This is a genomic window from Stenotrophomonas sp. (genome assembly GCF_031995405.1).
In the GTDB taxonomy this organism is placed as follows: domain Bacteria; phylum Pseudomonadota; class Gammaproteobacteria; order Xanthomonadales; family Xanthomonadaceae; genus Stenotrophomonas.
Genome location: NZ_DAMAGC010000005.1, coordinates 20892 through 43707, shown reverse-complemented (window position 1 = coordinate 43707; position 22816 = coordinate 20892). Strand labels below are relative to the sequence as shown.

20 protein-coding genes are annotated in these 22816 nt (G+C 68.2%); 12 read left to right on the top strand and 8 right to left on the bottom strand.

All coding sequences use genetic code 11. From position 1 onward, the window contains the following. Window positions 1–15 precede the first annotated feature (15 nt). Window positions 16–528, bottom strand: coding sequence for a DUF202 domain-containing protein (locus RTO53_RS01770; RefSeq protein ID WP_312236172.1), 513 nt, complete (start codon window positions 526–528; stop codon window positions 16–18). Further along, window positions 525–959, bottom strand: coding sequence for a hypothetical protein (locus RTO53_RS01765; protein ID WP_312236171.1), 435 nt, complete (start codon window positions 957–959; stop codon window positions 525–527). The genes RTO53_RS01770 and RTO53_RS01765 overlap by 4 nt, the downstream gene beginning before the upstream one ends. Before the next feature lie 130 nt (window positions 960–1089). On the opposite strand from RTO53_RS01765, the gene RTO53_RS01760 reads away from it, so the two are divergent. Further along, entirely contained in the window at window positions 1090–2256 is a 1167-nt protein-coding gene (locus RTO53_RS01760) for a hypothetical protein (RefSeq protein WP_312236170.1), read from the top strand. On the opposite strand, the gene RTO53_RS01755 is transcribed toward RTO53_RS01760, so the two are convergent. The 3 genes from RTO53_RS01755 to RTO53_RS01745 form a co-directional block, all read right to left on the bottom strand. Continuing rightward, complete coding sequence (locus RTO53_RS01755) at window positions 2253–2669, bottom strand: response regulator transcription factor (protein ID WP_312236169.1); 417 nt, start codon at window positions 2667–2669, stop codon at window positions 2253–2255. The genes RTO53_RS01760 and RTO53_RS01755 overlap by 4 nt on opposite strands. 116 nt (window positions 2670–2785) lie before the next feature. Continuing rightward, on the bottom strand, window positions 2786–3436 hold the full coding sequence (locus RTO53_RS01750) for a response regulator transcription factor (RefSeq protein WP_312236168.1): 651 nt from the start codon (window positions 3434–3436) through the stop codon (window positions 2786–2788). A gap of 160 nt (window positions 3437–3596) precedes the next feature. Next, a complete protein-coding gene (locus RTO53_RS01745; RefSeq protein ID WP_312236167.1) occupies window positions 3597–4568 on the bottom strand; it encodes a helix-turn-helix domain-containing protein in 972 nt (323 codons plus the stop codon). A 366-nt stretch (window positions 4569–4934) separates the two neighbouring features. Between RTO53_RS01745 and RTO53_RS01740 the strand changes: the two genes are divergently transcribed. The 4 genes from RTO53_RS01740 (at window position 4935) to RTO53_RS01725 (ending at window position 8607) form a co-directional block, all read left to right on the top strand. Then, entirely contained in the window at window positions 4935–6482 is a 1548-nt protein-coding gene (locus tag RTO53_RS01740; protein ID WP_312236166.1) for a histidine kinase, read from the top strand. Between the two features lie 73 nt (window positions 6483–6555). Then, entirely contained in the window at window positions 6556–7407 is an 852-nt protein-coding gene (locus RTO53_RS01735; RefSeq protein ID WP_312236165.1) for a phosphatase PAP2 family protein, read from the top strand. Between the two features lie 95 nt (window positions 7408–7502). After that, window positions 7503–7898, top strand: coding sequence for an OsmC family protein (locus RTO53_RS01730; RefSeq protein WP_312236164.1), 396 nt, complete (start codon window positions 7503–7505; stop codon window positions 7896–7898). Between the two features lie 193 nt (window positions 7899–8091). Continuing rightward, the gene (locus RTO53_RS01725; protein WP_312236200.1) at window positions 8092–8607 is read left to right on the top strand and encodes a fasciclin domain-containing protein; all 516 of its coding nucleotides are present in this window, start codon (window positions 8092–8094) and stop codon (window positions 8605–8607) included. Window positions 8608–8804: 197 nt separating this feature from the next. Here the strand turns inward: RTO53_RS01725 and RTO53_RS01720 are convergent, their stop codons facing one another. From RTO53_RS01720 to RTO53_RS01710, 3 genes are all read right to left on the bottom strand, one after another. After that, the gene (locus tag RTO53_RS01720; RefSeq protein WP_312236163.1) at window positions 8805–9671 is read right to left on the bottom strand and encodes an OmpA family protein; all 867 of its coding nucleotides are present in this window, start codon (window positions 9669–9671) and stop codon (window positions 8805–8807) included. Between the two features lie 96 nt (window positions 9672–9767). Next, window positions 9768–14384, bottom strand: a complete 4617-nt coding sequence (locus RTO53_RS01715) for a YadA-like family protein (protein ID WP_312236162.1) — start codon at window positions 14382–14384, stop codon at window positions 9768–9770. Between the two features lie 227 nt (window positions 14385–14611). Next, window positions 14612–15601 carry a helix-turn-helix domain-containing protein gene (locus RTO53_RS01710; RefSeq protein WP_312236161.1) on the bottom strand — a complete coding sequence of 330 codons (990 nt, stop codon included), beginning with the start codon at window positions 15599–15601 and terminating at the stop codon, window positions 14612–14614. 786 nt (window positions 15602–16387) lie between these two features. Between RTO53_RS01710 and RTO53_RS01705 the strand changes: the two genes are divergently transcribed. The 7 genes from RTO53_RS01705 (at window position 16388) to RTO53_RS01675 (ending at window position 22814) form a co-directional block, all read left to right on the top strand. Further along, complete coding sequence (locus tag RTO53_RS01705) at window positions 16388–16588, top strand: Flp family type IVb pilin (RefSeq protein ID WP_312236160.1); 201 nt, start codon at window positions 16388–16390, stop codon at window positions 16586–16588. A 110-nt stretch (window positions 16589–16698) separates the two neighbouring features. Further along, a complete protein-coding gene (locus RTO53_RS01700; protein ID WP_312236159.1) occupies window positions 16699–17244 on the top strand; it encodes a prepilin peptidase in 546 nt (181 codons plus the stop codon). Further along, window positions 17241–17729: a pilus assembly protein gene (locus RTO53_RS01695; RefSeq protein WP_312236158.1), complete on the top strand. Its 489-nt coding sequence runs from the start codon at window positions 17241–17243 to the stop codon at window positions 17727–17729. The genes RTO53_RS01700 and RTO53_RS01695 overlap by 4 nt, the downstream gene beginning before the upstream one ends. Window positions 17730–17760: 31 nt before the next feature. Next, window positions 17761–18795 (top strand): Flp pilus assembly protein CpaB, encoded by a 1035-nt coding sequence (gene cpaB, locus RTO53_RS01690; protein ID WP_312236157.1) that lies wholly within the window; start codon window positions 17761–17763, stop codon window positions 18793–18795. A 114-nt stretch (window positions 18796–18909) separates the two neighbouring features. Beyond that, entirely contained in the window at window positions 18910–20166 is a 1257-nt protein-coding gene (locus RTO53_RS01685) for a type II and III secretion system protein family protein (RefSeq protein ID WP_312236199.1), read from the top strand. 24 nt (window positions 20167–20190) lie between these two features. Beyond that, window positions 20191–21477, top strand: coding sequence for a fimbrial protein (locus RTO53_RS01680; protein WP_312236156.1), 1287 nt, complete (start codon window positions 20191–20193; stop codon window positions 21475–21477). Continuing rightward, window positions 21462–22814: a CpaF family protein gene (locus tag RTO53_RS01675; protein ID WP_312236155.1), complete on the top strand. Its 1353-nt coding sequence runs from the start codon at window positions 21462–21464 to the stop codon at window positions 22812–22814. Before RTO53_RS01680 ends, RTO53_RS01675 begins: the two co-directional genes overlap by 16 nt. Window positions 22815–22816: the final 2 nt, after the last annotated feature.

The following is a 22816-nucleotide window of genomic DNA, read 5'->3' as shown; positions in this document are numbered from 1 at the left end:
CCTGAGCCGGTGCACCTATGCGAACGGGGCCACGTTGAAGGTCATGCTGACGATGGCCATCAGTCCCAGCAGCCACAGCAATCCGGCGGTGATCAGGGTCAGCGAGATCGGGTAGTGGCTTTCGCCATGGATCAATCCTTCGCCGATCATCAGCTGGCGCTCGGCGCGCAGTTGCTGCATGTACCGCACGTGGTAGACGATGCCCAGGGTCAGCAGCACCATCCCGAGGGCGACCAGCGCCACGCCGAAGTTGCGCGGGGCGTGCGGGCGCAGGCCGCTGCCCGGCACTTCCAGCATGTGGCCGAAGAACTGGTAGATGGTGAAGCCGAAGCCGATCAGCGACAGCGCCGTACGGATGATCGACATCAGCGTGCGGTCGGCGCTCATCCGGGTGCGCTGGAATGACATTCCGGTGCGGCGCGAGGACAGCTCCATCGACGCCGCATCGGTGCCGCCCAGCAGATCCCGTGCCTGCTCGATGGTCACGGCGCGATCGGTCAACTGTTTGCGCGGGTCGTCGCGGGTCATGGCTGGGGGTCCTTGGGCGGGGGGGCGGCGCGGCGCTGCAGCCACCAGCCGGCAATGCGGCTGATCGGGCCCCGTAGCACCAGGTACGGCAGGAAGCCCAGCACCACCGCGATCACGAACGCCTCGGCCGGATACTTGAAGCCGCCGAACATGCGGAACTGGTAGATCACATCCATGCCCACGCCGAGCAACAGGATCCGCGCGGTAGCAGTCACGCCTTCGCGCCAGATGCCCAGGCGCTGTTCCGCACCGCTGTGCGCCAGCAGCCACGCATACGGCGCCTTGCCGGCGCGTGCGTCCTTGATGCCGTCGATCAGCGCGGTGATCAGCGCCATGCTCGGCTGCAGGAAGAAGCGGAAGGTCATCGGGCCGTCGGCGCGGTCCACCATGTCCGTCCAGAAGCGGGTGAGGAAGTCGATCACCAGAAGCATCGGCGGAGTCCTTGCGACAGGTGCCCAGCTTGGGCGCGTGCGCAGACCGGCACAATCGGGATTGGTACTGCACCGCCCCCAGTATTTTTACTGCGCCGGCGCACGGCCGGGGCAGCGTTATGCTCGCTACATGGACCAGGACAGCTACTCACTGATGCGCGGCGGGCTGGTGCACCGGCTGCTGCACGCCACCGGCGCACTGGGTGGCAGTGCGCATCTTTCGCTGTGGCTGGCCCTGCTGCTGGTGGCGGTGTCGCTGCTGCCGATGCTGCTGCTCACCGCGGTGGACGGCACGCTGCTGCCGAAGCACGGGGCGATGTCGCTGCTCGGCGACTACGCCACCTTGGCACGCCTGCTGCTGGCGCTGCCGCTGCTGGTGATCGCCGCGCCCCGCTCGGATGCCCTGCTGCGCAATGCGTTCCGCCAGCTCAGCCATGCCAGCCTGGTGCCCGCGCGCCGCCTGCCACGCCTGCACGCGCTGCTGCAGCAGGTGCGCCGCGGTCGCGATGGCTGGGTGCCCGAAGCGCTGTGCGTGCTGATCGCAGTGCTGCCGTTGTTCCTGTCGGGCACCGCCCTCAGCCTGCTGCCCGGCGTGATCGACTGGCGACTGGACGGCGCGGTGCTGACTCCGGCCGGACGCTGGTACGAATGGGTCGCGGTGCCGCTGTTCCGGCTGGTGGCGCTGTTGTGGCTGTGGCGCTACCTGTTGTGGACCTGGCTGTTGTGGCGCCTGCCGCGCAGCGGCCTGGTGCTGCATGCCGAGCACCCCGACGGCGCCGGCGGCCTGGCCTTCCTGGGCATCGCGCAGGAGCGGTTCGCGGTACTGTCGATGGCCGGCGGGCTGCTGCTGGCCGGCGCGTGCCTGAACCACATCACCTGGCTGGGGCAGACCCTGTACGACGTGCGCCACCTGCTGGCCGGCTACGTGATCGGTGCCACCGCGCTGCTGGTGGCGCCGCTGCTGCTGTTGATGCCCCTGCTGATGCGCACCAAACGGCATGCGCTGTACCGCTTCGATGCGCTGGGCAACCGGGCGGCGGCACTGTTCGACCAGCGCTGGCAGGCCGGCGCGGCATCCGCTGCCGACGAGGACTCACTGCTCGACCACGGGGACGCATCGGCATTTGCCGATTTCAGCGGGGTCTACAAGGGTCTGGCCAGCATGGCCGTGGTGCCGTTGGACCGCTGGAACCTGCTGTGGATCGCCCTGTACGCCCTGTTGCCGCTGTGCCCACTGGTGTTGCTGGCGATGTCGGTGGATGAACTGGTCAGCAAGCTGGTCGGGATCCTGGTCTAGTCGCGGTCGCGGTGGCCCGGCGCGCGCAGCGACCGCGACACGAACGACACTCCATCCACCGCCGCCTGCACCGCCTGCAGCAGGTCATCGCCGGCGTCGGACTTGAGGACGTAGCTGCACGGACCCATTGCCATCGCCTGGGCCACCATCTGCGGCTCGGCGTGCACGGTGATGAACACCACCCCCAGCACCGGGCGTTGCGCGCGCAGCCGGCGCACCGCGTCCAGTCCGTTCATTTCAGGCATGGCGATATCGGTCACCACCACGTCGGGCAGCATGGTCTGCGCGGCCTGCACCAGCGAGGCGCCGTCCTGGACCAGCCCGAGCACCTGGAACTGCTGGCACAGCAGGCCGCGAAGCTGCCGCCCCATCGCACATCCATCTTCGGCCAGCAGCACACGGACCGCATTCATCGCTTCCGCCCGTTCCACGCATGAGCCGATGGTGGGCGGAGCGCCGGGGGGGGCACAAGGGAAAAACAACCGGACGCTGGCAAGTAAATCTACTTGCCGGCGCGCAGGACACGGCCTCAGTGGCGGATCAGGCCTTCCTGTTCGGCCTTGCGCACCAGCTCCAGCGTGCCATGCACGCCCAGCTCCTGCATGATCGCGTACTTGTGCGATTCGATGGTGCGTACCGACACGCCCAGCTCGTAGGCGATCTGCTTGGAACGCAGGCCCAGTGCCACGTACTCCAGGATGCGCAGCTGCTTGTCGGTGAGGCTGTACTGGCGCCGGCCCGAGCACACGATCGCGTTGACCGCCACGGTCGGGGTGACATAGGTCTGCCCGTCCATCACCCCATTGAGCGCGCGGACCAGCTCGTCCCCGGCCGAACTCTTGAGGATGTAGCCGCGTGCGCCGGCACGGATCGCCTCGGCGGCCATGCTCGATTCGTCATGCATGGTCAGGAACACGAAAGGCATCGCATAGCCTTCCTCATGCACCATGCGCATCGCCTCGATCCCGCTGATGCCGGGCATGCTGATGTCGGCAACGATCACGTCGGGGGGATCGCGGCGCACCGTTTCCACCAGCTCCTCCCCGGAGGACACCAGCACGATCGAATCGAAGCAGTCCATCAGCAACCGCTCTATGCCCTGCGCAACCAGCATGTGGTCATCGGCCACCACTACCTTGCGGAACTGCGGCCCCGCCGCGCGTGCACACGAAACATCCATTGCATGGTCTCCGTTGGCATCAATCATCCCCTGATTGAGTTGCAGACACTGACACTGCGTGTGCCGAACATGCGATCCCTACCGTGACGGAACCGTGATGTTTTGATGCACAACGTGCCTGTTTTCAGGGATCGAGCGGCGATGTCGCCCTGCAACGGATTCATGTCCTCAGTGTGTCGCGCGGACATTCCCCGAAAACAGTGCGGTACATCACGGAGAACCTGCCCAGGTGGGCGAAGCCGTACCGGGTTGCGATCTCGGTGACACTGGCCGTGCGGCCGGCGTGCAGCAGTGCGCTGCGGGCCAGATTCATCCGCGCCATCTGGTGCCAGTGACAGGGCCCGTGTCCGTAGGCATCACGGAACACCCGTTCCAGCTGCCGTTCGCCCACGCCCAGCGCCAGGGACAGCATGCGGCTGTCGAACGGACGGTCCAGCTGCGTCTTCAGATACCCTTCCGCCCGCCGCACCAGCGCCTCCCGATGCCGCTCGGCCCCGCTGCCCAGGCCTCGCCGCTCCGGGCCGGCGTCGCTGGCACCGACCGCATCGACGAATACGCCCAACAGCAGCTGGGCCTGCGCGTCCAGCTGCGCCGGGCTGATCAGGCCCTGCCGGGCGGCCGCATCGTCGAGAACCTTGAACACGCCCTCGCGCAGATTGCGCGCGTCGGCCGGCGCGGCGGGGCTGCTGCACCATCCCCGCCGTGGCACGCGCAGCTCGCGCCCGAGCCGGGCCACGGCAGCGCGTTGCAGCACCTCGCGCGGGATCAGCAGTACCGCCCATTGCCAGCCACCCGGGCTGGGACGCACGTTCAACTCGCTGTCCTCGGCAAACACCATCACCTGCCCGGCGCCGATCCAACGGCCGTTGGCCCACATCGGCTGCGTGCAGGACATCGCCATCGCCAGGGCGAGCATGCCCTCGGCAAAGCTGCCGCTGGCAAAGATGGGCAACGTGTAGGCGCCACTGTCCAGGCTGAATTCGGGAAATACCAGGCGTTGCAGACAGGCGCGGAAGTGTCCCGCGCCCAGCAGCCGCTGTTCGAAGCGGGTGTCGCGCACAACGCCCAGCAACGCATCGGCATCGAAGCCATCCACGACGAAGCGGCTGTAGGGGGCCATCGGTTCGTCCATGCCAGCTCCTTGGGCAGGTCGGAAATCGGATAGCGCGAGGAAAGGGAACCTGCTTACATCGCCGCGATTGTGGGTCGGAAGCGACACGGCGACAAGGCGGGAAAGGATCGGAACTTACAAGTGTGATTTGTATCACGACACGATAGACATCGGATGCGATTGCGATATCGGCGGCATGTGCTGCCGGTCAACATTTTACCCACACGTGCGGTACCAAGGTGCATGGTCCAGGTGATCCCCCAACCGAAGCAGGCTGCTCCGCGGGCGGCGCAGGTCGTCACCACGAAGACAGCCACACCTCGATCGCCGCCCTGCACATCTGCTTCACCGGACATACCCACACTGTTCACGCAGGTACTGCCGCTGATGTGCGGCTGCCTGCTCGGTCAACTGCTGCCCACGCTTGCACAACTGCCCGGGTTCCGCCTGCACGTGCTGTGGGTACCCGGTCCCCTGCTGCTGGCATGGCTGCTGTTCTCACCCCGCCAGGCCTGGAGGACGTGCCTGCTTTCGGCCTGCGCGGGCACCGTACTGGCCTTCCTGTTCGTCCCGTTCATCGCCGTCTCGCGCGTGCTGGCCAGTCTTGGCGAGTTCGCGCTGGTGGCGGTCGTGGCGTGGCTGCTGCTGCAGTGGCGCGGAACCCGCGCGGCGCTGGAAGGCTATCGGGATATCGCACTGTTCCTGCTGCTGGCATGCGCGGTGCTCCCGCTGGGCAGCACCTGGCTGCAGCTGATGACGGCCTCGACCGCGGCCTCGGCCCTGCCGGCGCTGCAACTGCAGGAACTGATCCTGTGCAGCGCGGTCAGCTACCTGCTCATCGTCCCCTGCGTGGTCAACATCGCCCGCGTCGTGCACCTCCCCGAGCGCCGGCACGGTTGGCATTGGCGCACGATCGGCGTCGCCGTGCTGCTGGTGACCGGGCTTGGCCTGCTGTGGGGCATGGACTGGCCGGTGGGGGTGATCACGCCGCTGCTGGCACTGGCACCCATTCCGCTGCTGGTGTGGGCACTGATCGTGTTCGGGGTCACCGGCTCCAGCCTGGCCATGCTGGTGGTGGCGGTGCTGGGCATGCAGCTGAGCATGGAAGGACTGGGGCCGTTCGCGCTGTGGAGTCCCGAACGCAACCTCGTCACTGCCCAGGCGTGGACCCTGTGCACCGGCTTCGCGCTGCTGTTCCTGGGCGCGCTGTCCGAGCAGAAACTCTCCAACCACCTGAAGCTGCAGCAGGCCTATCGCCGGCTCGGCGAGGTCACCGGACGCATGCTGGTGGTGCAGGAGGAAGAGCGCACCCGGATCGCGCGCGACCTGCACGATGACGTCAACCAGTCGCTGGCGGCAATCTCCATCCGGCTCAGCGCGCTGCGCAACCAGGTGCCGGCCAGCGAGCGCCCCAGCGTGGTCGAACTGCAGGAGCAGCTGCTGTCGGTGGCCAATGACATCCGCTCGATCTCGCATGAGCTGCATCCGAGCATCCTGCGCTTCACCGGCCTGGCCAGTGCGCTGGATGCGTTCTGCATCAAACGCAATGCGCGTGGCGCGCTGCACCTGCGCTGCCGCATCGAGGACCCGCCACGGCTGCGCGATGACCAGGAGCTGAGCCTGTTCCGGATCGTGCAGGAAGCGGTCAACAACGTCGACAAGCATGCCCGGGCCAGCGTCGCCGATGTCCTGGTCACCGTCGTGGCGAACCAGCTGCTGTTGCGCATCGACGACGATGGCATCGGCATGCCGCCGTGCAGTGGCCGTGCCGCGCCCGGACTGGGCATGATCAGCATGGAGGAACGCGCACGGCTGCTCGGCGGCACGCTGCTGGTGGGACGCAGCGCGATGGGTGGCACCCGCATCGAAGTCCGCTTCAACCTGCAGGACGATGCCGCCGCACCGACAGTAAACTTACTGGCGCCGCGCGCGTAGAAAGGCGGTTGTGCGCCGCTGCATGCCGCGACAGATTGGTCGGGCCGCATCCGCACCTTTCAGGGAGAGACCGATGACCGCTGCGCGCCCCCTGCGCCTGCTGCTGCCGCTGCTGCTCGCCGGCTGCGCCTCCGCCCCGCTGGCCACCCCCACCACGCCGCCTGCAACGGCGGTGGCTGCAAAGCCGGTGCCCGAGCTGCGGCCGGGCATTCCGGCCGGCTACCTCGGTCGCGCCCTGCCCGACAGCCTGGCCCTGCTGCCGGCGCCGCCCGCCAGGGGCTCGGCCGGCTTCGCCCAGGACCAGGCCGTCAGCCGCGCATCGCAGACACTGCGCGGCACGCCGCGCTATGCGCTGGCCAGTTCCGATGCAGACCTGCGTTTCCCGCACGTGGCCAACGCGTTCGCCTGCGCGCTCGGCATCCCGATCAGCCAGCAGGACACGCCGCGGCTGTACCTGCTGCTGCAGCGCAGTCTGGTCGACGCCGGGCTGGCCACCTACGCCGCCAAGGACCATTACAAGCGCACCCGGCCGTTCGTGTACTACAAGGAAGCTACCTGCGCCCCGGACGATGAGGCGCAACTGCGCACCGATGGCTCCTATCCGTCCGGGCATACCGCCATCAGCTGGACCTGGGCGCTGCTGCTGACCGAACTGAGTCCGGACCGCGCCGATGCCCTGCTGGCGCGCGGTCGCGCGTTCGGCGAGAACCGGCTGGTCTGCAACGCGCACTGGCAGAGCGACGTGCTCGAGGGGCGCGTAGTGGCCGCCGGCGCCGTCGCCGCGTTGCATGCCAATGCCGATTTCACTGCGGACATGGCCGCTGCCCGTGCCGAGATCGGCAGCTTGCGCGGCAGCGGCGTGGCACCCACGGGGTGCGATGTCGAGGCCGCGGCACTGAAGGTGCAGGTTCCCGGCGTGCAGTAACGGTGCGACGCGCGACGGTGCATTCCAGCCGCGGCGCCGGTGGCAGGGCCGAGTGCATGCGATCCTGCGCGCTCCACCAGACTGCAGGCATCCCCATGGCACAGGTCCAGATCGTTTCCGATGGCATCAACTACCGCCACCGAATCGGCAATGGCGCCCATGAAGTCATCGCCGACGAGCCGGCCACGCTGGGTGGCCATGGCGCCGGCATGGCACCGTTCGAGCTGTACCTGGCCGCGCTGTCGGCATGCACCGCGATCACCCTGCGCATGTATGCGGAAAAGAAAGGCTGGGACCTGGGCGAGTTCCGCGCCGAGCTGTCGTCCACGCGTGATGCGGAAGACAGGCTGGTGGTACACCGCATCCTGCATGCAAGCGCGACACTCAGCGATGCGCAGTGGCAGCGGCTGCTGGAGGTGGTGGAGAAGACCCCGGTAACGCGGGTGATGCGCGAAGGCGCCACCATCACCAGCGCGCGTGGCAACGACTGATCCGCCCTCACCTGGCCGTCACACAATCAATGTGCGCGGCACTGCATCCAGCGCGTCGCTCTCCGCGTAGGTACCCATGCGTCACTTGGACGCCACTGTCGGGAAGAAGCACATGAAAACCTCGTTCACCGGTCTGCTCCTGCTTGCCTGCCTTTCCACCGCCGCCACCCCGCTCGCGTTCGCGCAGGCGCCGATGGCCAAGCCCGCCACCAGCATGGCCGCCACCTCCGCCAACCCGATGGTCGGTGGCGCAGCGATGTACGCCAACAAGGACATCATCGACAACGCCGTCAATTCCAAGGACCACACCACGCTGGTCGCCGCAGTGAAGGCCGCCGGGCTGGTCGATACGCTCAAGGGTGCCGGACCGTTCACGGTCTTCGCCCCGACCAACGCCGCCTTTGCCGCCTTGCCCAAGGGCACGGTAGAGGGCCTGCTGAAGCCGGAAAAAAAGGCCGACCTGACCAAGGTGCTGACCTACCACGTTGTGCCGGGCAACCTGGACAGCACCGCGCTGCTGGCCAGGATCAAGCAGGGTGGCGGCAAGGCCTCGCTGACCACCGTGCAGGGTGAAGCGCTGACCGCGCGCCAGGTCGGCAAGGGCATCACCGTTACCGACAGCAAGGGCAATACCGCACACGTCACCATCGCCGACGTGCGCCAGAGCAATGGCGTCATCCATGTCGTCGACAAGGTGCTGATGCCGTAACGGTCGCGCACCGGCACGGGGGCACGGGCGGGGTCATCGGAAGGGTGACCTGGCCCGCCGCCCCAGTGCGATGACGGGGGAGACATCCCGCCGGAGCGACGAGCCAGGTCAAAAGGCGCTCCGATCGATGCGCATCAGCCGCATCGCGCTGGAGCCGGACGGGGGGGAGGACGCGCGGCCACCGGCCGCGCAAGGGTTCAGCGGTGCTGGGCCAGGCCGGAAATTTCCACGCGACGATTCGGCGCCAGGCAGGCGATCACCGCCTTGCGGTCGCCCTGCATGCATTGCACCAGCGGATCGGATTTGCCGCGTCCCTCGGCAACGATCGCGGCGGCGGGAACACCGCCTTGCACCAGCGCGTCACGCACTGCGTCGGCGCGCCGCTGCGACAGCAGCATGTTGTAACTGTCACTGCCGATCCGGTCGGTATAGCCCAGCACCTGGATGGTCTGCGTCTGGCTGGCACTGCGCACCTGCTGCATCAGCGCCTCCACGCTGTGTCGACCGGCATCGGTCAGCACCGCACTATCGAACCCGAACAGCGCATCGGCCGACAGCCGCACTGGTTCAGCAGGCATCGGTGCCGGACGCGGCGGCGGTGGCGGCGGCGCCGCGGGCGGTTGCAGCAGCGCCGCGCAGGCCTGCGGTTTCCAGTAGCCGGCCTGGGCAATGCCCTTGTTGTCGAAATGCACCTGGAACTGGCAGGTGAAATAGTCCCCGCCCGGGGTGCTGCGGAAGTTGAACAGGTAGTTCCACTCGCGCACGCCCCACATGCCTTCACCGAAATGCGGCGCCCCCAGCAGCGTGTACAGCTGTCGCTTGCTCATCCCGCGCGCGAACAGGCGCAGGTTGTCCAGGTTGACGAACAACCCCTCCTTGAGCGAAGCCCGCTGCGGATCGGGGAAGCTAATTCCGCTGTCAGGGGGGCTGCCCACCGCCTCGGCTGCCAGCACCGGCGTGTGCCTGCCGCCACTGGCGCAGGCGCTGAACAGCAGCACCGCCAGGCACAGCGACAGCGAGCGCAGCAACGGCGCGGGGTCATGGGTGTTGGATGCTGCGGACATGGATTCCCCCTTGTGCGCGAAACCGCGCTGGACTTCCCGGCGCCGCCGATGGCGGTCACCGGGAGCGATCATTGACGACGCATCGGTACTGCCGCCTCACCACTGGATGCCGGCGCCCACCGAGACACCGCCTTCGCCACGGCTGTTGGTCGTGCCGGCCACCTTGTAGATCCAGCGGCCGCCCTGGGATACACCGGAGATACCTATCGCCACGCCCGATTCGCCGTTGTAGCTGCCTGCCGCGACCGCGGCCATGCTGCGGCCCGCCTCGTAGGGCTGGGGCAGTCCGGCCACCGCCATCGCCGCGGCGACGCCGGCCGAGGCGCGGTCGTCGGTGCGGCGCAGGTTGCGGTCGAACGAATCGAAGCGTTCGTCGGTGTAGGCCTTGGACCAGTCCAGGCTCTGGTTCATCCCCGCGCGCAGCTGGTCCACGTTGACCGCATCGGTGCCGGCGGTACCGGCGGCGACGTTGTGCACGGTGGTCGGCCCGGTACTGGTGCTGCCCAGGGTGACGCTGTTGAGGTTGGTGGTGCCGTTGACGGTGGTGTCGTAGCGGATCGTGCCCTGCTGCGAGGCCTGCAGCTGGCGCACATTGACCGCGTCGGTGGCGGCGCTGCCGTCGCCGACGTTGGTGATCTGGCGCTCGGCACCGGCGCTGCCGACCGAGACCGTGTCGTCACGATTGGCCACCGATCCCGCGCCCAGCGCCACCGTGTTGCTGGCCTGCGCGCTGGCACCATTGCCCAGCGCGGTGCTGTTGGCACCGGCGGCGGTCGAGCCGACGCCACCTGCGGCCGCGTTGGCACCGGTTGCCGCAGGTGCGGCCAGGTTGTTGGTGTTGTTGACCTGGAACATGCCCGAGGTGCCGTTGTTGATGTTGTTGATCTGGGTGTCGGTGTACGCCTTGGACTGGTCGATGGCGTAGCTCACGCCGTTCTGCAGCTGGCCGACGTTGACCGCGTCATAGCGGTCCGAGCCGTCGGCGACGTGGGTGACCTTGCGCTCACCCCCGGTGCTGCCCACCGCCACTTCACCTGCCGAGTTGCTGCCGCCGGCGCTGCCGAAGGCACCGGTGTAGCCCGTCTCCGCGCCCACGCTGGCCACCGAGCCGGCGCCCAGTGCGACGCTGTTGTCGGCACTGGCGGTGGCGCCATCGCCGATCGCGGTGCTGCCACTGCCGCTGGCCGAGGCCACCGGGCCGATGGCGATGCTGTTGGCGCCGGTCGCGCTGGCGGCGGCCTTGGTCGAGTTGACCTGTACGAACGGGCTGCCCGCGCCCGGCTGGATCTGGCTGATGCGGGTGTTGAGACTGACCAGCGAATCATCGACGGCGGCAAAGGCAACGGTGACGTTGCTGTAGTCGTTGCTCAGCACGCTGCCATCGGTGGCGATGGAAGAGATGCTGAAGGTCGGCGCGGTCCACAGGTTGGTGGTCGGGTCGAAGCTGGTGGTGCCGCCGAAGTAGCCGATGATCGCGTTGTTGGTCTGGAACAGCTGGTTGCCGGTCACCGCATCGCGGCTGCCGGCCAGTACGGTACCGTCGGCCAGGTTGGTCAGGGCCACCGCGGCACCACTGCCGGTGCCGGTCAGGGTGACCGTGTCGGTGGCGTTGCCGGCGCCATCGACGTCGTATTTCACCGCCAGCCTGTCCACTGCGTCGGTCTGGTCGGCAACGTTGGCCAGCGACTGGCTGACCGCGTCGAAGGCCGTGCCCACGTCGCTGTAGTCGCCCGCGGTGACCTGGCCGGTGCTGGACACCGAATTGATCGTGTAGGTGGGCGCACTGATCACCCCGTTGACGTCCACTGCGGCGCCGCCGCCCAGGTGCGTGGCCAGCGCCTGGCTGGCGTTGAACAGCTGCGCACCGTTGATCGCCTCGGTGCTCACCGCGGTGACCGCGCCGGCGCTGAGGTTGCCCAGGCGGGTGGTGCCGGTGCCATTGCCGAGCGTGGCGCTGGCGTAGTTGATGCTGCCATCGGGGTTATCGTCGTAGCGCAGCGCGCCCTGCTCGGAAGCCTGCAGCTGGCCCAGGTTGACCGCGTCGGTGGTCAGCGTGCCGGCGGCGACATTGACCACCTGGCGCTCGCTGCCCACCGCACCCACCGACACCGTGCCGTCGCGGTCGGCGACCGCACCGGCACCCACGGCGATGGCGTTGGCCGCGGTCGCCGAGGCACCGGTGCCCACCGCGATGCTGTCGGTGCCGGCGGCCGCCGCTTCCAGCCCGGTGGAATTGATCTTCAGGTACTTGCTGCCCGCCCCGTTGCGGATGTCGGTGATCTGGCTGTTGAGGTTGACCAGCGACCCATCCACCGCCGAGAACGCATCGGTGGTGTTGTCATAGACGCCCTGGGCGATCGCGCCACTGTTGGAGATGGTGGTGATCGCAAAGCTCGGCGCGGTCCAGGTTCCGGTGGCCGGGTCGAACGCGGTCAGGCCGCCGAAATAGTCGACGATGGCCTGGTTGGTGGAGAACAGCTGCGCGCCGTTGATCGCCTCGGTACTGGTCGCGCCGACCGCGCCCGGCGCGAGGTTGCCCAGCGTGGTGGTGCCGGTGCCCCCGCCGAGGGTGACGCGGCGGTAGTTGGCGCCACCGGCGCCGTCGTCGTCGTAGGTCACCGCAAAGCCATCCAGCGCGTCGATCTGGCTGATCGCACCCTGCAGCTGGCCGACGTTGACCGCGTCGGTGGCCAGGCTGCCGGCGGCCACGTTGGTGATCTGGCGCTCGCCACCGGCAAAGCCGACCGAGACTTCACCGGCGGAGATCTGCGGTGTGTTCAGGCCGTAGGCGTTGTAGCTGGCCTGCGCGCCGCGGTTGGCCACCGTGCGATAGCCCAGCGCCACGCTGTTGGCCTGGGTGGAGGTTGCCTCCGCGCCCAGCAGCACCTGGCCGTTGGCCGTGCCCTTGGCGCTGTCGCCCACCACCACCGAGTGGCCCATGCGCGCGGCATAGTCGGCGGTGGGCACGCCGGTGGGGTCGTTCGGATCGTTCTGCCCTGCCCCCGGGAAGGCCACGTTGGCATCCACCTGCGCCAGCTCATGGCGCGCATTGGCACCGATCACCACTTCGCGCGAGCCGTTGGCATAGGCGCCGTCACCGACCAGCACCTGGTAGTCCTGCGCGGCGTTGACCGCCCAGCAATCGATGCTGGCCACCAGCAGGTCCACGCACTTGTTGGACCAGCCGGGTGCCTGGTCGGGCAGCAACAGGCCGAGCAGCCCGTTGGGGTTGCCGTTGTTGATGTTGTAGATGTAGCTGTCGGAGGTGACACCGCCGATCAGGGTCAGGTGCGAGCTGCCGCCGGTGGCGGCCCCGCCCAGCCCGTTCAGCAGCGTGCCGGCCGGGGTCAGGTTCACCACCGGCAGGCCCAGCACGTTGGTCACCGAATAGGTCTGCATGACATTGGCGCTGTTGACGGCCAGGTTGCCGTTGCGCACGTAGCCGTCGCCACCCAGCAGGCCCTGCGCGGTCGGGCCGACCAGCGTGGACAGCGAGCCCACCAGACCACCGGTGCCGATGATCAGGCCGGCATTGGGATCGGCCGGTGCCGGCGCCTTGGGATGCCCCGGCGGCAGCGAGGTCGGCGCCGGGAAGATCACCCCGCCTACGCCGCCGACGAGGTTGCCGACCGTGTTGCCCACGCCACCGACCACGTTGCCGACCGTAGTGCTGACGCCACCCACCACGTTGCCGACCGTGTTGCTGACCCCGCCGACCACGTTGCCCACGGTGTTGCTCACGCCGCCCACGACGTTGCCCACCGTGTTGCCGACGCCGCCGAGCAGTTCACCCACGCCACCGAGCAGACCACCGGAGGCCGCGGTCGGCGACAGCGTCAACGCGCTGGTCTGCATCAGGCCCGCGTTGGCATCCACCAGTTTCTGGTTACGGTCGGCATCGACCACCGCATGGGCCAGCGCATCCACCTTCACGCCACCGGCAACGCCGGTCACCAGGGTTGCGTTGACCGCGTCGTCCACGCCGGCGCTGACCGTCTCATGCGTGCCGATCGCCACGCTGGCATCGACGTTCGCCTTGCCGTCGACCTTCGCGGCCAGTGCATGACCCACGTCGGCATCGACCGCAGCGGCCACGCCGGCGGACGCCGCGCCATCGCGTTTCAGCGCGGCGACGGTAGCGGTCGTGCCCAGTGTCGCCTTGGCCTGCACCGAGGTCTTCGGTGCCACCGCCACCGCCGCATGCGCGCCGGTGTCGAGTTTCAGGACGGGTTTGCCGCCGACCGAAACGCCCAGCGTGGTCGCGGCGGCCGCGGTCGTGCCGGGCACGGCAACCTGCTGTGGCAGTGTCGCCTGGACGTTGCTGCCCACCTGCACACCCAGCAACGCGTTCGCGCCCCCGGCGGCCTTGCCCAGGCCCAGGTTCAGATTGACGTTGGCATCGGCGCTGAGTGCGGGCGAACTGTCGCGGGTACGCACCACCGCCGCCAGCGCGGTGTCCGCATCCACCTTGACCGGCAGTGGCGCGTACTTGGCGGTCAGCGCATCCAGGTCGCTGCGCGTCTGGCTTTCACTGGCCAGCGCCGTGCCGCTGCACAGGGCCAGTGCCAGGCCCATCGACAGCAGCGAGAGCGGGACCTTCAGATGCACCACGACGGGGCCGGCCACCAGGCTGCCGCGTGAGGTGGCCACTTCGGAGACGACCACCAGGGCATTCAGCCGGTGGCTCCAGACCAGTCGAAAAATACGGTTCATCAGGTATTCCCCCGTGTACGGACGATGTGGACTGCATCAGCCATGCCTTGCGGCACTTGGATGTCATTACAGTCGCCACGTCATCGGCGGGGCACTTCATTCCGGCAGCACATGCGTGCGTTCCGGCAAGACAGGAACCATAACCGGCAGCGGCATGCGCAATTCCGGCAGATTGCCGGAAACGTGCATGGCGGCGGGGAACCCACGGTGGAGCGCGAGGAAAAGGATCAGGCCGGGCTGCCGATCTGGGCCGGCGCACGCATCAAGGTGTCGCGCGGCAGCTCGCCGAACACACGCCGATAGTTGTCGGCGAACCGCGACAGGTCCCACAGGCCGCAGCTGAGCGCCACCGCCTTGACCGACTTGCGGCTGGAGTCGGCCATCGACAACCCACGGCAGGCCGCGCACAAGCGCAGCATCGACAGATAGCGGTTCGGCGAGGTGCCGAACAAGTCTTCGAATGCGTAGCGCAAGGCGCGTTCGCTGACACCGGCCGCGTCGCAGATTTCATGCATGTAGATATAGCGACGCAGGTTGAGCCGCATGAAATTCTCGGCGCGCTGCGCGATCAGATAGTGTGCCCGGCGCGCGCGCGTGTTGGACGGACGGTCCTCGTTCCCCGCGCCGAGCAGCGCATGGATATGCGCGTGCAGCAGCGATTCCACCGCGTCGGCGGCCAGCAGCCCGCCCGGCTCGGCCAGTTGTGTGTGCAGTTCGGCATAACGCTGCAGCAGCGCGGACTGACCGGGTGCGCCGTCCACGTTGAACAGCGACAGCGCCTGTCCCGATGGCAGCGTGCTGCGCAGGCTCAGTTCGGTCAGCTTGCGCTGCACGCGTTGCATCGGGGCCAGCAGCAGGCTCAAGCGGGTGCCCGCGCTGAGTGTGAACTCGCTGATGCCTTCCGGCAACACGGTCACGGCCATGCCTGCGCTGAGCGGAATGCCGTGGCACCAGCTCCGGCCTTCGTCGGTGGCATGGATGAACCCCAGCAGGCACCAGTCCTGCGGCAACATGAAGCGGCCACGGAAATGGAACCCGCAGTGCGCGGTGCAGAACAGTGCCTCATCATGTACCCGTGAATGCAGACTCGCACGCGGACCGTTGCCGTCCAGCAGCACCATCTCCAGGTCGCAGACGCGCAACACCCCGCTCAGCGTGGCCAGGTCATAGGGCCTGAGCGCGCTGTCGCCGTTGTCGTCCACTACACCATCTACCATGACAGTGATGCCCCCTTGCGCCTGGATGCGCGCGACGCCAGTCAAACCGGCTGCGCCCGTCTCTTCCTGAATGTCCGCGGCGAATGCCCTGCATAAACCCGCCACCGGCCGCCAGCGCGGCAACGGGAAATACTGCAATCTTCTTCCTGCATATTGCGCACGGGTCGTGGCCCGATTATCGATGCGCATTTTCGGCAAGTATGCATGAACTCGCCGGAAGGTAAACCCACCGCAACAGCAGGCTCTGCGCGTGAAGAAAACCCTTTGAAACAGCTTGGAACGGTCTAAATCAACCGTCAAAAATCCGTCATCACAGCTTCGTCACCACATAAACACATCTCTTTCACTTTATAAACATTAAATGTTGGTCAACGCTCAGGGATGGATAAAGAGCGAGCCGCAGCGGTTAAAGTCGAATGCATCGCTGCCGATGATTGATTTGAATACTGTTGATCGCGCCGGACTTTCCGGCAGGCACGCACCCCGGCAGCTCCATGGCGGAAACCGGGTTTGCACGACAGGGGGATGCAATGCAGACGCTCAGGGATATGACGCTGTTCCCGAACCAGGATGCGCTGGCGATGACGCCGCGCGATGCGACGCTGCCTGCCCCGCCCTTTCCGCACATGGCTTGCCTGGCAATGCCCAGGTAGGCCTGCGGCCGCACGCGCGGCCGCATCCTGCGCACGGAGCGCGCAGGCCACAGGATGGATCCGGCGGAGCCGGAGATCCCCCATCCACACGCAGGCAGTCCCATTGATTGACCGGAACAGGGAGTAGACCGTCATGAAAGCCTCCATCCGCAGTTTCCTCGCCGAAGAAGACGGCGTCACCGCGCTCGAATACGGCATCCTCGCCGCCGTGATCGCCGGCGTCCTGGTGGTTGCCGCAAAGACCGGCCTCAGCGACATGTTCACCTCGCTGTTCGCCAAGCTCAAAACGCTGGTTGAAAGCGCCGGCGGTAGCAGCGCGCCCTCGACCGGCTGATCGGCGCCGCCCCCCCGCAAGGCAGGTGACTGCAGGCGGCGCGCCTGCGGCGATGCCAACGGTTTACCGCTGTTCCCCGGTTCGATGCGCTATCACGGAGGACCCATCGGATGTTACTACTGCCCGTCCTGGCCCTGTTGCTGAGTGCACAGGTCGCGATCAGCGACCTGTACGCGCGGCGCGTGTCCAATCGCTGGCTGGCGTGCGTCGGTGCGGTGGCACTGGGATGGTTGCTGTGGACGTGGGGCAGCGGCGCGGCAGCGTTTCCCGGCACGCATCTGGCCGGCCTGGGTGTGGGTCTGGCAGCGCTGCTCCCGTTCTACCTGCTGGGCTGGATGGGGGCCGGCGACGTGAAGTATTTCGCGGTGCTCGGGCTGCTGCTCGGCGCCCCGGCGCTGCTGCCGATCTGGGTGATCAGCAGCCTGATGGCCGGTGCCCACGCGCTCTGCGTGATCCTCGCTCCGGGCCTGCGCGCCAGCTTGCCGTTGCGTGCGCAATGGCTGCATGCCCGGGCGCAGCAGCACTGGCAGGCGCGCCCGACGGCACGTCACATCCAGGCACTGCGGCAGGGCCGGGTCGGCATTCCGTATGCCGCCTATCTTGCCTTCACCACACTGGGCTTCATCGCCTGGAGCACTTACGGAGCGGGCCCATGAACCGCCACGCCATGCACTGGATTGCCCGCACACGGCAGCGCGGCGTGGTCACCATCGAATTCGCGTTCATGCTGATCCTGGGCCTGGTGCCATTGCTGATGCTCACCTATACCGGGGTGATGATCATGGCCGCCCAGCAGACCCTGGCACTGGCCTCGGCCGAAGGTGCGCGCGCCTCCCTGCGGTATGCCAGCACCAACGACCGCCGGGTCGCGGCGTGCCAGGCCGCGCAACGCTCGATGCAGTGGCTGTTGAATTTCGCCGGGCAACAGGCCAACTGCAGCTCGGCCGGCGCGCCGCCGATCGTGGTCTCCACGCCCGCGCCCTGCGTCGGCCTGGCCAGTGCCCAGTGCATCCAGGTCTCGGTGAGCTACGACTACAGCAGCAAACCGTTCCTGCCCGGTACCGGCCGCGTCTACGGCTGGTTGATCACCCAGCCGATCCGCAGCACCGCGGTGGCCCAGCTCGACCTGGGCACGCCGTGATGCGCCGCGCCCTTTTCCTGGAGTCCGCTGCATGCTCAAGTTGACCCGCATCGCCGCTGTCGCACTGATCGCGCTGGCGTTGCTGCTGGCGCTGGTGGCGTTTCTGGTCAGCCGACGCGCGGCGCCGGGCGGGGTTGCACCTGCGCCGCAGGTTGCCGGCCAGCCACGACAGTGGCCGGTGGTGGAAGCGGCCACTGCCCTGCCCGCCGGGCGCCCGATCGCCGCGTCGGACCTGCGCATCGGCGCGGCCCTGCAAGCGCCCACGGGCGGCTACAACACGATCGCCGAAGCCACCGGCGCGGTACCGGTGCGCGATATCGCGGCAGGCACCGCGTTGAACGGCGCCTTGATGGCGCAGGGCTATGCGCTACGCCTCAATCCCGGTGAGCGCGCGCTGGCGGTACCGGTGGACGAACTGGTCGCCGCCGGCAACCGCATCCTGCCCGGCGATTATGTGGATGTGTTCCTCAACCTGCGCGCGCCGCCGGGCATGAACACCGATGGCCAGGCGCAGGCACGGCTGCTGTTGTCGCGGCTGCGCGTGCTCAGTTATGGCGCCGCCGACAGCGCGCCGGGCCAGGCCAGCACCGCGGCCAATGACGCCGCACCGACCGCCAACGACAGCCGCGCACAGGACATCCAGGGATCGTCCGCGTCCAGTGGCAGCAGCACCGGCAACAACCCCAACGCCCCCATTCGCAGCGCGGTGCTGGCCGTGCCGGTGGCCGAGGCCAACCGCCTGCTGCTGGGCGCGCAGCAGGGCCGGTTGTTCCTGGCGCTGCGCAATCCGGCCGATGTCGGCCTGCCCGACCAGAGCCTGTTCGCCCAGCCCGGCGGCGTGCTCGATGCGCGTCGCGAACTCAGCCCCGAGCAACGCTTGGCGCTGCAATCGCCGGAGAACGATGCCTACGCCGGCATCGACAGCGATGCATTGGCCGGCCGCGCCACGCATGCCGCACGCGCACCGGCGCCGGTCCGCGCCAGCGCGCCGCGCGCCGCCCCGCGCCTGGATCGCGGTGTCGAGATCATCCGCGGCGATATCTCCTCCCACAGCAGCTCGCCCTGAGCCCGACCGAGACACTCCATGACGCCCTGCAATGCCCGTCCGCACCGCACCTCCCGTCATTGGCCGGCACGCCTGCTGCTGGCGCTGCTGCTGGGCACCTGCCCGGTGCTGGGCATGGCCAATGCCGATGTGATCCTGCAGACGCGCGAACAACGGCCGTGGACGCTGCCGGCCGACCTGGAGCGGGTGGCCATCGCCGATCCCGGCGTGGCCGACGTGGTGATGCTGGGCGGCAAGCGTCAAGCGCTGCTGGTAGGCAAGGCGCCAGGCACCACCACCCTGCTGGTGTGGCGCCGCCAGCAGAGCGAGCCGCAACGGATGCAGATCGATGTGCGCAGCGCGGTCCAGGGGGCGCTGCCGCCGTCGCAGGACCTGCAGCTCACGCTGCAGGATGGCCAGGGTCTGCTGCAAGGGAGTGCGGCAGACCTGTTGGACCATGAGCAGACCCGCAAGGCCGCCAGCATGGCCCTGGGAAAGGAAGGCCAGCTTGCCGATGCGTCCACGATTGCCAGCGGCGGCGTGGTCCAGGTCGAGGTCAAGGTGGTGGAGTTCAACAAATCGGTACTGCGCCAGATCGGCATGAGCTTTGCCAACCACAACAATGGCTTTTTCTATGGCGTCACCCGGCCTGGCGGGACGCTGCCCGGCGTGGCGCCGGTCGGCACCGATCCCGACGTGCCGGTGGTCAACAACCCGCTGTCCTCCGCGTTCGGACTGGTGTTCAAATCGCTCACCCATGGCTGGGACGCCAACATCGACCTGCTGCAGAGCAACGGCATGGCGCGCGTACTGGCCGAGCCCACGCTGGTCGCGCTGTCCGGGCAGAGCGCCAGCTTCCTGGCCGGTGGCGAGCTGCCCATCCTGGAACCGCAGGGCCTGGGCACCACTACCATCACCTTCAAACCGTTCGGTATCGGCCTGACCGTCACCCCGACCGTGCTCGGCCCGAACCGGATCGCACTGAAGGTGGCCCCGGAAGCCAGCGACCTCAATTACGCGGCCGGCGTGTCCTACAACGGCGTGCAGATTCCCTCCATCACCACCCGTCGCGCCGACACCACCGTGGAACTGGGCGATGGCGAAACCTTCGTGATCGGCGGGCTGGTCAGCAACACCGTCAGTTCCAACGTCGACAAGATTCCGCTGCTGGGCGACCTGCCGATCATCGGCGCGTTCTTCCGCAGCCTGAGCTACAAACGCGAGGAGAAGGAACTGGTGATCATCGTCACCCCGCGCCTGGTGCAGCCGCTGGCGCGTGACACCGTGGTGCCCCTGCCGGGCGAGCGCGAGGCCAGGCCGAACCTGCCGGTGTGGGGCGCCTGGCTGCTCAGCCCGGCCTCGTCCGACCAGCTGCCCGGCTTCTCGCGCTGAGCCGATGCCAGGAGCCCGCCCCGCATGTCCTCCGCCTCGATCCCGTTGCTGCATCCGATGGCGCCGCCGATGACCCTGGTGCTGGTCGCCCCCAACCGTGACCTGCTGGCCACGCTCGGTACCAAGCTGCCGGTCGGCACCCGCGTGGAATGGGAAGACAGCCGCGGCTCGAGCCTGGCCCTGGATGCGTATCGACGCAACGGCACCTGCATCGTCCTGCTCGACTTCCGCCGCGAGCAGGCGGCCGCCACCACCGAACTGACCCGCCATCTGCAACGCACGCTGCCCGATCTGTCGCTGGTGGCGGTCGGCTCCACCGCGCCGGACCAGCTTGATGGCGTGGTGGCCGCGCTGCGCGCGGGCCTGCGCGACATCCTCGACCTGGATGCATCCACTGCCGACATCGATGCGGTGCTGCGCCGCGCCAGCGGCAGTGCGCCGGTCCGCACCGTAGCGCCCGAACCGGTGCACAAGGCGCGCCTGGTGCTGGTGCTGGGCGTGCGCGCCGGGGTGGGCAGCAGCACCCTGGCCGCGCATGTCGGCGTGCTGGCGCAGCAGCTCGGCCACCCCGCCGCCGCGGCCGGCACGGACAGCGATCCGTCGCAGCACGACAACAGCCTGCTGCTGCTCGACCTCGGCCAGCCGGCCGGCGACGTGGCGCTGTACCTCAACCTGGACAGCCAGTTCCACTACGACGATGCGCTGCGCAACGCCAACCGCATCGACGCCACCCTGGCCCGCACCGCGATGACCCGGCACCCGGGTGGGCTGGCGCTGCTCGGTCAACCTGCCGGCAGCGATACCGGCCCCATCGCCGACCCCGCCGTGCTGGTGCAGCGCCTGCGCGGCGTGTTCGACACGGTGCTGTGCGATCTCGGTGGCGCGCCGGTGCGGCAGATCCCGCGTTCGCTGCTCAACAGCGCCGATGACATCTGGCTGGTCGCCGATCAGGCGATCGGCACGCTGGTGTCGCTGGACCTGGCGCTCAAGCAGCTCGAAGCGCTGGGCGTGCGCGATGGCCGCCTGCGCCTGGTGATCAACCGCCACGACGAAGCCGGTGGCCTGGCCCCGGCGCAGATCGCAGAACGCTTCGGCGTGCCGCTGCTGGCCACCCTGCCCGACTGCCACCGCCTGCGCAGCAGCGCCAACCACGGCCACCTGCTGCTGCAGGATGCCCCGCGCGATCCATACCTGCGTGCCCTCACCCCCCTGCTGGCGCGACTGGACCCGGCCGTTGCCGGCGCCCTGCCGCGCGGGTGGCGGGAAAAACTCGTCCTCCGCCTGAGTGGTCTCCCATGGAAGACAAAGTGACCCCGTTCGCCCCCCTGCATGCGCGCGCCGAGGCGCCGGCCCCGGTGGACGCGCCGCCACCGCCGTTCGCGCAGTCCGACGAGTACCAGAAGGTACTGGTCGCCGCGCATGAGCACCTGCTCAACAGCATCGAGGACGAGCGCATCGACATCGATGCGTGGGCCCCGGACACGGTGGCGCGTTACGTGCACACCCAGACCGCGATCTTCGTGCAGGAGTGGCGCATCCCGGTCAACGAGGCCGAGATGGAGGTGGTGGCCGGCGCGCTGGTCAAGGAACTGACCGGCTTCGGTCCGCTCGATGACCTGCTGCATGACCCGAGCATCGAAGACATCCTGATCAACGGCTACAAGGACATCCACGTCTCCCAGGGCGGTCGGCTGGTACGCGCCACCCAGCGCTTCAGCGACGACAGCCACCTGCTGCGCATCCTGCGCCGCATCCTGGCCCCGTTGGGACGGCGCCTGGACGAATCCAACCCGATGGTCGATGCACGCCTGCCCAACGGTGGCCGCCTCAACGCGATCATCTCCCCGCTGGCGGTGGATGGCCCGATGGTCTCCATCCGCAAGTTCCGCAAGGATCCGTTCACCCCCGACGAACTGCTGCGGATGGGCACCTTCGACCGCCCGATGCAGGCGCTGCTGCATGCGATGGTGCTGGGCCGCTGCAACATCCTGGTCTCCGGCGGCACCAGTTCGGGCAAGACCTCGCTGCTCAACGCGCTGGCCAGCTACGTGCCCGCCGACGAGCGCGTGATCACCGTGGAAGACACCGCCGAACTCTCGCTCAACCACCCGCACGTGGTGCGCCTGGAAAGCCGTATCGGCGGTGCCGACGGCCAGGGGGCGGTGAGCATCCGCGACCTGGTCCGCAACAGCCTGCGCATGCGCCCGGACCGGATCGTGGTCGGCGAGGTGCGTGGGGCCGAAGTGCTGGAAATGCTGCAGGCCATGAACACCGGCCACGACGGCTCGATGGCCACCATCCACGCCAACTCGCCGCGCGACTGCCTGTACCGCATCGAGATGCTCGCCGGCTTCGCCGGTTTCCAGGGCAGCGAGGACAGCCTGCGCCGGCAGATCGCCAGCGCCATCGATTTCATCGTGCAGATCTCCCGACTCGGCAGCGGGCGCCGCGTGCTGGTGTCGATCACGGAAATCACCGGCGTCAGCGACAACCTGATCAGCACCCAGGAAATGTTCCGCCACGAAATCCAGCTCGACGCCGACGGCAAGGAACACGACCGCTGGGTCGGGCTGGGCTTCCATCCGCATTCGCACAAGCTCGAGCCGTTCCGGCGCCAGTTGCGCGAAGCACTGGACGGAGCCTACTGAGC